The 12150-nt window shown below is 54.7% G+C and carries 11 protein-coding genes; 8 read left to right on the forward strand and 3 right to left on the reverse strand.

The genetic code is table 11. The annotated features are described in order from the left end of the window. The first annotated feature begins 198 nt into the window (after nucleotides 1-198). A complete protein-coding gene (locus BG52_RS12110) occupies nucleotides 199-507 on the forward strand; it encodes a GNAT family N-acetyltransferase (RefSeq protein ID WP_051587603.1) in 309 nt (102 codons plus the stop codon). Nucleotides 508-678: 171 nt separating this feature from the next. On the opposite strand, the gene BG52_RS12115 is transcribed toward BG52_RS12110, so the two are convergent. Next, nucleotides 679-1911 carry an aminopeptidase gene (locus tag BG52_RS12115; protein WP_036580302.1) on the reverse strand — a complete coding sequence of 411 codons (1233 nt, stop codon included), beginning with the start codon at nucleotides 1909-1911 and terminating at the stop codon, nucleotides 679-681. 72 nt (nucleotides 1912-1983) lie between these two features. Further along, nucleotides 1984-3096, reverse strand: coding sequence for a glycosyltransferase family 4 protein (locus tag BG52_RS12120; protein WP_036580304.1), 1113 nt, complete (start codon nucleotides 3094-3096; stop codon nucleotides 1984-1986). 381 nt (nucleotides 3097-3477) lie between these two features. On the opposite strand from BG52_RS12120, the gene BG52_RS12125 reads away from it, so the two are divergent. Both BG52_RS12125 and BG52_RS12130 read left to right on the forward strand, forming a co-directional pair. Further along, nucleotides 3478-4143 carry an ABC transporter ATP-binding protein gene (locus BG52_RS12125; RefSeq protein ID WP_223299005.1) on the forward strand — a complete coding sequence of 222 codons (666 nt, stop codon included), beginning with the start codon at nucleotides 3478-3480 and terminating at the stop codon, nucleotides 4141-4143. Next, a complete protein-coding gene (locus tag BG52_RS12130) occupies nucleotides 4134-4892 on the forward strand; it encodes an ABC transporter permease (protein ID WP_036580306.1) in 759 nt (252 codons plus the stop codon). The genes BG52_RS12125 and BG52_RS12130 overlap by 10 nt, the downstream gene beginning before the upstream one ends. A 42-nt stretch (nucleotides 4893-4934) precedes the next feature. On the opposite strand, the gene BG52_RS12135 is transcribed toward BG52_RS12130, so the two are convergent. Beyond that, nucleotides 4935-5849 carry an ArsR/SmtB family transcription factor gene (locus tag BG52_RS12135; protein ID WP_051587605.1) on the reverse strand — a complete coding sequence of 305 codons (915 nt, stop codon included), beginning with the start codon at nucleotides 5847-5849 and terminating at the stop codon, nucleotides 4935-4937. 159 nt (nucleotides 5850-6008) lie between these two features. Between BG52_RS12135 and BG52_RS12140 the strand changes: the two genes are divergently transcribed. The 5 genes from BG52_RS12140 to BG52_RS12160 form a co-directional block, all read left to right on the forward strand. Further along, nucleotides 6009-7763: a glycoside hydrolase family 2 protein gene (locus BG52_RS12140; protein ID WP_036580309.1), complete on the forward strand. Its 1755-nt coding sequence runs from the start codon at nucleotides 6009-6011 to the stop codon at nucleotides 7761-7763. Nucleotides 7764-8079: 316 nt separating this feature from the next. After that, a complete protein-coding gene (locus BG52_RS12145) occupies nucleotides 8080-9378 on the forward strand; it encodes an ABC transporter substrate-binding protein (RefSeq protein WP_036580312.1) in 1299 nt (432 codons plus the stop codon). 88 nt (nucleotides 9379-9466) lie between these two features. Then, nucleotides 9467-10360 (forward strand): carbohydrate ABC transporter permease, encoded by an 894-nt coding sequence (locus BG52_RS12150; RefSeq protein WP_036580314.1) that lies wholly within the window; start codon nucleotides 9467-9469, stop codon nucleotides 10358-10360. 7 nt (nucleotides 10361-10367) lie between these two features. Further along, nucleotides 10368-11201, forward strand: a complete 834-nt coding sequence (locus tag BG52_RS12155; protein ID WP_036580317.1) for a carbohydrate ABC transporter permease — start codon at nucleotides 10368-10370, stop codon at nucleotides 11199-11201. Between the two features lie 92 nt (nucleotides 11202-11293). Continuing rightward, nucleotides 11294-12150: glycoside hydrolase family 43 protein (locus BG52_RS12160; protein WP_036715905.1), on the forward strand; the 857-nt coding region annotated here is incomplete at its 3' end.

Here is a 12150-nt window from a genome sequence, read left to right on the forward strand (position 1 = left end):
GGTCGAGGGCTTATCCTAAGTAATAAGAACATCATCAGCTAATCAGCTTACTTTACATTCGCATCCGGTTTTCAGGGTGTGCCTATACTTCACGATCCTTGTTCCTGCATATCGGACAAGGATTTTTTTCATATTTGAGAGGAGAGATGGCATGGGAAATCAGAGTAAAGCGAATCGGCAATGAGGAAGAGCTGTCGCTTGCTTTTGGCATCCGAAAAACCGTCTTCGTGGAAGAGCAAGGTGTGGACGAATCACTGGAATACGATAAACATGATCGGCCGCATAACAAATACAATACATATCATCGCGTATTATGCCTGGCATCCGGCAGGCGCGGGCCGGGTTCGGCAGGTTGACGGAAGGGTGAAGCTGGAAAGGATTTGCGTATTGGCCGGTTACCGTCAATATGGTTTGGAGAATGCGATCATTCACGCGCTGGAGGTTGTCGCGGCGGATAATGATGGAATCGAACATGTGGTGATGATTAAAGAATTGCCGGCTATTTAAAGCTCGAACGGAACGTGCATGAAAGTCCGATAACCGTCACCGATTTCAGAAAAAATGAAACGACCAGTCCCGGTCTAGTACCGGGAGACGGTCGCTGCATCCTAGTGACTTTTATTCATGTCTTCTTGACACGGCTGTGTCCAAAGGAGGGCTCATTATCCCGGGTGCGGATTAAAACGCCCAGTTGCCCTTATGAAATATCGGCTCTTCCTTACCGTCAACCGTAATGCCGAAGATGTCCATCTCCCCCGAGCCGATCATAAAGTCGACGTGTGTGATGCTCGTGTTGAGTCCTCTGGCCTTCACTTCATCCTGCGACATGCTTTTGCCGCCCTCCAGATTAAAGGCATAAGCGCTGCCGATCGCCAGATGATTGGAGGCATTTTCATCAAACAAGGTGTTGAAGTACAGAATGTTCGAATCGGAAATCGGCGAACGATGGGGGACCAGCGCAACTTCGCCCAAGTAATGCGAGCCCTCGTCCATTTCGACGAGGTTTTTCAGCGTATCCTCGCCTTTCTCTGCCTTCACGCCGACAATGCGGCCGTTCTCGAACGTAAGCGTGAAATTGTCAATCAGATTGCCGCCGTAGCTCAACGGTTTAGTGCTTGACACTTTTCCGTTGACCCCTTGCGCCAGCGGAGCCGTGAATACCTCCTCAGTCGGCATGTTCGCGACGAACGCGATGCCCTGCTCGCTGATGCTGTCGGCGGCGACCCAGAGATGACCGTCCGGAAGCTCGATCGCCAGATCGGTGCCGGGCGCCAAATAATGAAGCTTCTTATATTTCTTCGCATTCAAATAATCCGATTTCTGATTCAATTTGCGGATGTGTTCCTGCCAAGCCTCGACCGGGTCGGCGCCGTTAATGCGGACCGTTGCGAAAATCGCCTCCCAGAGCTTCTCGACCTGCTCCTTTTCCGGCGCGTCAGGAAACACTTTGGCCGCCCATGCGGGGGATGGGGCGGAAACGACACACCATGGGAACTTGTCTGATTGCACGTACTGTCGGTACTTGGACATCGCCTTGCCGTACGTTTTCTGATGATCGACGATTCTTTGCTGCGCTATGCCCTTCAACAGATCCGGGTCGGAGGACACGACGCTGATGACGGCTGCGCCGCCCTCGGCCAGTTCCAGCATTTCTCCGGCATACCATTTCGGCTCTTCAAGGAAAGACTCTTCCGGAGCCAATTCATAGCGCAGCCTGGATACCTGGTCATCCGTCCAATTGACTTTCACGTTATAGGCGCCGGCATCATAAGCTTTTTTCACGATCAAACGGACCAATTCGGCCGCATCGGTCGTCGCGTTGACGACGACCTTTTGACCCGGCTGTACATTTACTCCGATTCGTACGATCAATTCCGCATAACTGTTCAACTTCTCCTGGAAATTCGGCATCGGACAACCTCCATGTACCATTCGTTTTTCTCTCTATTGTAATTGAAAATGCTGGGAAAGCAAAATCGTCCTTTAGCGCGCGTTTTCCACATATTGCGTATAAATGCGGCTCAGATGATCCGCGGAAGCTTCCCAGCTGAAAGTGCTGAGCGCATCCATTCTTGCCTGCAGCCTTAGTCGGTTATACAGTGCTCGATCTTTCATCAGTTCTGCAATCGCAACTGCGAACGAGTCGGGCCGATGGTAATCGTCCACAAGCAGCCCATTGCGCATATGACTGACGATCTCCCCGATGCCGCCGTTTCGCGACGCGATCACCGGCAGGCCGGACGACATCGCTTCCACGTTCACCAGACCGAAAGCTTCATGCTTCTGGGAGGGACAGACCAACGCATCCGCAAGCCTATAAATACGGTGAATGCGCGAATGCGGAACCACACCGAGAAAGACGGCAGATATTCCGAGCGAGCGTTTCAATCGCTTCATCTGCCGGATATAGCCCGGTAACACGGAATGTCCGGCGATGATGACTTTGATCTTTCTGTCGGTTTGCACCTGGGCCCGTTTGATGGCATGGAGCAGAATCGGCAGCCCTTTGCGAGGGATGATTCGTCCAACGAATAATAATGTGAACGGACCGCGTCTAACGCGGGGCGGACCGGGTGAGAAACGATCCGTGTCGACGCCGAGCCATGCTTTGCTGATGATGTCGGATATGGACGGGAAACGGGAAATCAGCTGCTGTTTCAACGATGCGCTGTTGGCCATGATCAGGTCCGCCTTCGACAAGCAATAGGCCGCATGGTCGGAATCCATATAAGGCTGGCTCACAAACGTCAACGATTGCAGGAACAAGGAAACCGGGATATGGGGACAAAGCCGTTTCACCGGTTCCACGAAACGCGGGCGATTGTCGATCTGGATCAGATCGAACCTGGTGCTTTGGCTTTTCAGCCACCGCAATACATGAGTTAAGTATTTTGACGGGCGGCCTCCTGGAACGCGGCGAATCGACACGCCGTCTATCTCGGAATAGGCGGGGTACCGTTTATGGGTTCTGCTGACGACCGTTACCTCGTGCTGGCGCGCCAAGCGGCCGGCGAGCGCCAGAATCGCAATTTCGACCGACCCGCCGAGAATCGGAGGCACCGGAATTTGCTCAGGCGCTATGATCAAAATACGCACCGATGTCAACCTCCTTCTCCATCGCCTTTCGCTATATCTTATGATTGCATTCCTGCAGCCGATCATATTTGGATGGTTTGCGGGCAATTCAATCTGACGATCCGTACATGAACGATGGGCCTGGATGCCGCCGAGGACGGACAATTAACGGTCTCGGTTCAGTTGGTCAACCCTGGCGCACCAAGCTGAACCGAAAGGTGTATATGTCTCATCTTCGCATGTGTCCAGCCGGCGACAATGTGCAGGGAACGATCGCGGAAGGGACGAATGCGGCAAATCATGAATAAAAGAAGAGACCTGCGATGACGTGAATGGTATCGCGGGTCTCTTCCTGTGTTACAATAAGTGGATGACAAGAAGGAGGGGCGGACATTGGAATCTATGCTGCAATTCAATCAAATTACGAGAACGTTGCCCGGAAACCCTGCTCGCCCGTTATTCTCCGGCTTGAGCGGAGAAGCCCGTCTTTCCGACACCATTTCATTCACCGGGCCGTCAGGTACCGGGAAAAGCACGCTGCTGCGTATTCTCGCTCTGCTGGAATCGCCGGATGAGGGCCGGCTGATCTTGAACGGCCGTCCGGCGCGGGAATGGGACGCCAGACAGTGGAGGATGAAGCTCAGCTATGTCAGCCAACAGCCGTTTATGCTCTCCGGAACGGTGGAGGATAATCTGAGGGCCGCCAGCGCGCTGCACCGCACCCCATTCGACCGCGAGCTTGCGTCACGGCTGATGGCGTCGCTCGGGATGGCAGAGACGGATTGGAGGAAAAACGCGCAGCGTTTGTCTGGAGGGGAGAAGCAGCGGGTTTCGTTAGTGCGCACGCTGCTGCTTCGTCCGGAAATGCTTCTGCTCGACGAAATTACGGCTTCTCTGGACGATACCAGCACCGAGGCTGTTGAGCGGCTGCTTCGATCGTTCCACGAGGCGGAAGGCACCGGTTTCATCTGGATTACCCATGATCTGGAACAGGCGGGTCGCGTGGCCGGCCGATCCTGGGTGTTGGCCGAGGGAAGAATAACGGAGGGGGAGTACGCATGTCCCTGATGGCGCTCTCACTGACGCTTGTCTTTGTCGCGGTTGCCGTTGGCATCTCCATGTGGCAAAGGCTTGGAATGGAGAGGGATATTTTCATCGGTACCGTTCGTTCCGCCGTGCAATTGCTGACCGTCGGCTTCGTGCTTCACTACATATTCCAATCGGACAAGCCGTTCATTGTCCTGCTGATCTTGTCGGTTATGATCACGGTCGCAACCTTGAATGCGGCGAAGCGGGGGAAAGGAATCAGAGGCATCGGCCTGCGGATCGGCATCGCGATCACGATAACGGAATTCGTGACGATCGGATTGCTGCTGGCGCTTCGGGTCATTCCGTTCACCTCGCAGTACATCATCCCGATCAGCGGCATGACGATCGGCAATGCGATGGTCGTGTCGAGCCTGTTTCTGAACGGGATGAGCCGGGAGGCGGAATCGTCGGCGGCCGAGGTCGAGACGCTGCTGGCTCTTGGCGCCACGCCGAGACAAGCGATGCACGGGTGGCTCAGACGGTCGGTCAGAGCCAGTATGATTCCGACGATAGACGGGATGAAGACGGTCGGCCTGGTGCAGCTTCCGGGGATGATGACGGGAATGATCATCGCCGGAGCGAGTCCGCTTGATGCGGTGCGGTACCAGATTCTGATCATGTTCGCCTTTGCTTCATCGGCCGCCCTGACCAGCATCATGCTCAGCCTGATGAGCTATCGGCTGTGGTTCGGGGAGAAAGGTATGCTGCGGCGCAGCGCGCAAAAATAAACAGCCAAAACGAGAGAGGGGCTCTCCGTTTTGGCTGTTTGTCTATTGCGGGGCCGGTTCGTACACGACGATGACCTCGATATCCTGGTCGTAGTTGCCGAATTGGCGCCCGAAAAGACTGACTCCGCCGCAATGCTCTGCGGATTCATCGCTTGCGATGCGGAAGCGGAGGTCCGTGCCGGTGCCGACCGCCAGGTGCCCAGTGGTGACATCCGACATCTTCACACCGTCGAGGAATGACCCGTCGGGCCGTACGGTTATCGTTTTCAGCAGGCCGTGCTGGGAAGTGTTCTCCCACCATTTGGGCGTGTGGACGCCTCGGGTGCTGCCGTAATCGCCGGGGCATGTCCATGTCCCGAGCCGCGTATCGTTCAGGTAGAATGAAATGTCAGACGGCCAGTTCTCGTTGTAGCCTGGCGCCTCGGAGCAGATTTCGAACGCAAGGGACAAATAGCGGATCGTTTGATTGCCAACGAGGTAGTTCGGAATCCGGTACTCCACATGGCCGCTCGCGAACCACAGGTGCCTGGCTTTAACGTGCTCCGGATCGGAGAAGTACCGGGGGTCGTCCGTCATGCCGATAATGCCCGAGTCGGAGGCAAGTCCGCAGGTCGGCCTCACCTCGTAACCCGTATATAGCCCAACGGGAATCGACACCGAATAACGGTTGCGGTCGGGCGGTTCGCCCGTTTTCAGCTGCAGGGTGACCGATTCGGGGACAAGATGGCAAACCTTGCGTCTTCCCCTTGTGCCGGATATGCTTTCCGTCGCTACGATTCCGGCCTCTTCAAGCTTTTGAATATGCTTCGTGACGATCGCCGACGAGACGGACAACGCTTCGGCCATTTCCTTAATGTTCATCGGCTTCTCATTGAGCAGCTCAATCATTCGTACGCGAGTTTCCGAAGCGAAGCATTCCAGAAACGGCATATTGCGGGTGTTGACGTGTATGTTCATAGGCGGCCTCGATCCTCGTTTTTTTTCAATTATATAACCTAATAGTTAATTAAACAACTTTAGGTTGACGTATTAACCGAATTTTATGATAATAAAGGTGGTTATAATTCAAAATAAGTAATTTTAATAACTTTTAAATTAACTAATAGGAGGATACACATGTCACAGCAGCCACGCTCAGAACATCCTTTTCCGCAATTCATGCGGCAAGACTGGGTTAACCTGAACGGTGAATGGGAATTCGAATTTGACGACGAACAGGCGGGGGACGGGGCGCACTGGCATTCCGGCAGCCGGCCGTTTTCCAAGCGCATACAGGTCCCGTTTGCGTTTCAAAGCAAGCTTAGCGGAATTGCCGATCCTGATTTTCACGATACCGTATGGTACCGCCGCACGTTCTCGAAGCCGGAATCGTTTAATGGCAAACGGGTCATTTTACATTTCGGCGCGGTCGATTACGATTCATACGTGTGGGTGAACGGCATGCTGGTCGCCAGCCACGAGGGCGGGCATACCCCGTTTCACGCCGATATTACCGACGCGCTCCATGACGGCGACAACCAGCTTGTCGTAAAAGCCGTCGATTACAGCCGGGATGTCACGCTGCCGCGGGGCAAGCAGTATTGGCTCGCCGATTCGGCCAGCATTTTCTACACCCGGACGACGGGCATCTGGCAGACGGTCTGGATGGAGGGCGTTGCGCCCGTTCATTTGTCGAAGGTGAAATTCACGCCGGATATCGACCGCAAGGAAATCGAAATCCGCTCCTTCGTACAAGGCTTCTCGCCCGAGAAGGACGTGCGCCTGCAGGTGCAAATCAGCTTCAACGGCGAGCCGGTGGCCGAGGATCTGTTCCGGGTCAAGGCCGGGCATGAATCCAGACGCATCCGGATCAACGATTTCAACGACCACGGATTGGGCGGCTGGTGGACGCCCGAGAAACCGAATCTGTACGATGTCACGTTCACGCTGCTGGAGGACGGGAAGCCTCGGGACGAGGTGTCGAGCTATTTCGGCATGCGCAAAATTTCGATTGAGGATGGAAAGCTCTGTTTGAACAACCGGCCTTATTTCATGAAGCTCGTGCTCGACCAAGGCTACTTCCCGGACGGAAATTTGACGCCTCCGAGCGACGAGGCCATCAAGCGCGACGTGGAGCTGACCAAGGAAATGGGCTTTAACGGCACCCGCAAGCATCAGAAGCTTGAGGATCCGCGCTACCTGTATTGGTGCGACCGTCTCGGACTGCTGGTGTGGGGCGAGGCAGCCAATGCTTATGAATATTCCGAGGAGTATGTCCGCCGTTTCACCAAGGAGTGGCAGGAGTCGGTGGAACGCGACTATAATCACCCGTGCATCGCCGTTTGGGTGCCGCTCAATGAGAGCTGGGGCGTGCCGAACGTGCAGATCGACAAGCTTCAACAGCAGCACGTGCTCGCGATGTATCATCTGACCAAATCGCTTGATCCGATGCGTCCGGTCGTGTCGAATGACGGCTGGGAGATGCTGAAGACCGACCTCTACAACATCCACGACTACGAATGGCGGCGCGAGGTGCTGGAGGACCGTTACAGCACGGCCGACAAGGCGGCGGGCGCGATGCCGGCCAACCGCAGGCTGTCGGTAAGCGGCTATGCGTACGACGGCGAGCCGATCCTCGTGACCGAATTCGGCGGCATTGCTTATAAGAAGAGCGAGTGGGAGGGCTGGGGCTACTCCGGCGCCGAGAACGACGAGGATTATACAGACCGGCTGCGCGCAGTCATTCAGCCATTGCTGAAGTCGGGCGTCGTGCAGGGCTACTGCTACACCCAGCTTACCGATGTGGAGCAAGAAATCAATGGATTGCTTACGTACGACCGCAAGCCGAAGATCGCCTTGGAGATCATTAAAGCCGTTAATGAAGGGAGATAGCGAGTGAAATTAATGTCATCAATTAAAGCCATGGATTAATGACATTAATAAATCATCACAATTCGATGACAGCTGCGGAACATCCAACACAAATGTCCATATGTGTCAACAACAAAGCCGACTCCTTGACGGAGCCGGCTTTGTCGTATTGCAGCGAAAAATCAATATGCCGCATTACTGATGGCGCGACAGCCAATCGGCCATCACCCAAAAAAATGTCCACTTCATCCAAAAAAGCGGCATATGTTCGACAGGGGATTGCCGATAAGATGAAAGCAGTTACATCATACACTTCAATCCTATAGGGGGTAAGAGCATGAAAAAGGTGAACAAACGATGGACGACGTTGTACCTGATGCTGACGATCACGGCACTCGTATTGGCTGCGTGCGGCGGCAACAACAACGGCGGCGAAAACGCAGGGGGCAGCGAGCCGGCGAACGGCCGTGGGCAAGCCGCAAGCGGCAAGACGCAGGAGCTGCTGTTCTGGACGCCGTTCTCCGGCGCGGACGGAGAGTTCATGAAGAAAATGGTCGACAAGTACAATTCCTCGCAAGACGCCTACAAAGTGAATTTCGTCATTCAACCGAGCGGCGAGTATTATAAGCAGCTGGATGTCGCGCTCAGCAGCAGTAAAGATCGTCCGGACTTCATGATCATGCATGTCGATCAGATTCCGACCTACGTCAACAAAGGCGCTTTGCTGCCGATGGAGGAGCTGGCCGCGGCTGCAGGCCTGAACCAAGCGGATTATGTAGAAGCGCCGGTTCAATATGCGACGATAGACGGCAAATGGTACAGTATTCCGCTGGATGTCCATCCTCTCGTCATGTACTACAACAAAGACCTGTTCGAGAAAGCCGGCATTGCCGCTCCTCCGACGAACCGCTCCGAATTCGAAGCAGCAGTCGAGAAGCTGACCGACAAAAGCGCTGGCGTATACGGCTACGTCTTACCGACGCTCTGGCCGCAGCAGTTCATCTTTCCGACACTCGTATGGCAGAACGGCGGCGATCTGTGGAACGGAACGGATGTGGCCTACAACTCGCCTGAAGCGGTTGAAATGATCAGCTGGATGCGCGGTCTGGTTGAAAAAGGCATTTCCCCGGGCAACGTTCAGCAGGACGGCGAGAACACCTTGTTCCTGCAGGGTAAAAACGCCATCCAGTTCAACGGCCCTTGGATGAAGGGGCAATTCGATCAAGCGGGCATCAACTACGGCATCGCGCCGATGCCGCAGATCGGTAAAGCAAAGCAAGCGGTGTTCGCGGGCTCCCATAATTTCGTCGTGCCGAAAGACGCAACGGACGAAGCTACGCTGGCCGGCATCGGCGACTTCCTGAAATATGTCTCCGCCAACTCGATGGACTGGGCGGCTTCCGGTCAAGCACTGGCTGCGAAGCCGATGTTGCAAAGCGCGGAATTCAAAGCGCTGCCGAATGCGATTATTGCAGACAGCTTCGAATACGTCCAATTCTCGCCGAATGTACTGAACTGGTCGACGATCAGCGAGCCGATCTGGGGCGAGCTGTCCAGCGCGCTGCTCGGCAAAAAGGAGCCGCAAAAGGCGATGGACGACGCGGCTGCGAAATCGAGACAAGCGATGAACAAATAACAACCAAACACCGGATAGCGGAGCAAGACGGGAAGTCTTAACGGGCATTCCCGTTTTTTCCGCATGGCCGGGGTCAGGAGGGGTTAACGTGTTGAAAAGCAGCTGGCAGTCCCGTTTAAGCTCATCGCTATTCGTGCTGCCTTATCTGATTTGCTTCTCCGCTTTCTTGCTTTTTCCCATCCTGTATGGGATTTATATCAGCCTTCATAACTTCGAGCTGCTCTCGACTGATCAGCAATATGTCGGATTCGCTCATTACGTCAAGATTTTTACGCCCGGTACTTATCTGAACAGCCTGTTCTTCCGCGGCCTGTGGGCGACGATCCAATTCGTTGTATATTCGGTGCCGCTGCTCATCGTCGTAGGTCTGGCTCTCGCCCTACTTGTGCATTACTTGCCCCGGAAAATCCAGGGCTTGTTCCGCACATTCTATTTTCTTCCTTACGCAATTTCCGCTTCAGTCATGACCGCCATCTGGTTGATGATGTTCGATACGAATGCCGGTTTTATCAACAGCCTGCTTATGAAATTGAAGATAACCGGGATTCCGTGGCTTACCGGACAACCATGGTCCTGGATCGCGCTCGTCATCACTACGCTGTGGTGGACGATCGGGTTTAATATGATTATATTCATCAATGCCTTGAACGAGGTTCCCGAGGACCATTATGAGGCTGCTTCGATCGACGGCGCGGGCGCGTGGAAAAAGTTCGCTCATATTACGCTGCCGTCGATCCGGCCCATCATCTTGTTCATTATGATCACCTCGACGATCGCGAGCTTCAACATTTTCGCCCAGCCGTTCCTGCTGACGCGGGGTGGTCCCGGCGATTCGACGAAGGTTCTGCTGATGAACGTGCTCGACCAGGCGTTTATCCGCAAGGAGGTCGGCTCGGCTTCCGCGATGGCTATCGTGATGGCCCTGCTGATCATGATCGTCTCGGTCGTTCAATACAGGCTGACGTACGCCAGAAAGGAGTAGAAGCGACATGCGAAAAATGAAAACGTTCTGGCTGGTGCTGCTGGCCGTTGTTGTCGCTGCGATTTTCCTGCTTCCGCTCGTCTGGATGCTCTCCACGTCATTCAAAAATGACTTCGAAGCATTGGCCGGCCAGATGAACTTTATTCCGTCCAAGCCGACCGCGGAAAACTATATTAAAGGCTTGACCGGGGAATTGATGAACGTACCGATCACGCGCTGGATCGCAAACTCCGTGTCTGTCGGCATGATCGGCACGGGAATCGTCATGCTGATCGACTCGATGGCGGCATACGCGCTGGCGCGGCTGACGGATCTGCCCTTCCGCAAGACGCTGCTCTCCCTGTTTATCGCGTCGCTTATGATTCCGGGGGTTCTGACGTTTCTGCCGATGTACATGGAGTTCAATGCGCTTGGCCTGATTAACACGTATGCGGCGCTGATTCTGCCATATTCGGCGGGTGCGTTCGGCGTGTTCCTGCTTTACCAGTTTTTTGCTTCCTTCCCGAAGGAGATCGAGGAGGCGGCGCGCATGGACGGCGCAAACAAATGGCAAATTTACGCTCGCATTCTGCTGCCCTCGGCCGTTTCGATCATGGTGACGCTCGGCATTTTCACCTTTATGGGCATTTACAATGATTTCGTATGGCCGCTGTATGCCACAACCTCGCCTGAAATGCGCACGATTACGGCAGGTATCGCGATGATGGCGCAGGGCAGCTACACGCAGGCTTACGGCAAGCTGATGGCGATGACGACGATCGCCACGCTGCCCGTCATGCTCATCTTTATTTTCGGGCAGCGTTCGTTCGTGCGGGCCATTACGCAGTCCGGCGTCAAATAACGAGGTCAAGTATCAACAGTTCAACCACCGTCCGGAAAGAGACCTTCCTGCAGGGCTCTTTCTGCGCATCGCCGTTCAGGGGGGAGTAATCCATGACAAACCAAGGTTCATCGAAGAAAATCGTTGCTGGCACAGCTGTTATTTTGGCTGCCGCGGCAGCCTTACTGGGGGTATGGCTTCTCATGGGAGGAACGGAGCTGAAGGATAAAGATCAGACCGGAGCCGCGTCTAATCCGATCGCTGCCGGAAGGACAAGCGCGGAGACATACAACGGTCTTGGAGGTACCTTCAAAAATACGCTTGCCGAGATCGACACGCCGGACCCGAGCGTCGTCTACAAGGACGGCTACTATTATATGACGTTCACGCATAACGGCACAGACGTCATGGTCATGAAATCGCGGACGCTCGATTTCCGCCGGGCGGAGCGCAAGGTCATCTGGTATCCGCCGGTCGATAAGATGTATTCGGCCAACCTGTGGGCTCCGGAAATTCAATTTCTGCAGGGGAAGTGGTATATCTACTTCGCAGCCGACAACGGCGTGAACGAGAATCACCGCATGTATGCGCTCGAGGCCGATACGGACGACCCGATGGGCACGTATTCTTTCAAGGGCCAGGTGACGGATGAGACGAACAAGTGGGCCATCGACGGCCTCGCGCTCGAGCATGAGAACAAGCTTTATTTCATCTGGTCGGGCTGGGAAGGGGACATGAACATCCGGCAGAACACGTATATCGCGCCGATGAGCGATCCGCTGACGATCAGCGGCCCGCGGGTGCTGCTGTCGCAGCCGGATCTGGAATGGGAGAAGGCTGGCGGCCCGCCTTATATTAACGAAGGTCAGTCGATACTGAAGAAGGACGGCAACGTGTTCCTCGTCTATTCCGGCGCGGGCAGCTGGACGCCCTTCTACAGCCTGGGCATGCTGTCGCTCAAGGCTGGCGG

This window comes from Paenibacillus darwinianus, from assembly GCF_000598065.1.
Taxonomy (GTDB): domain Bacteria; phylum Bacillota; class Bacilli; order Paenibacillales; family Paenibacillaceae; genus Paenibacillus_I; species Paenibacillus_I darwinianus.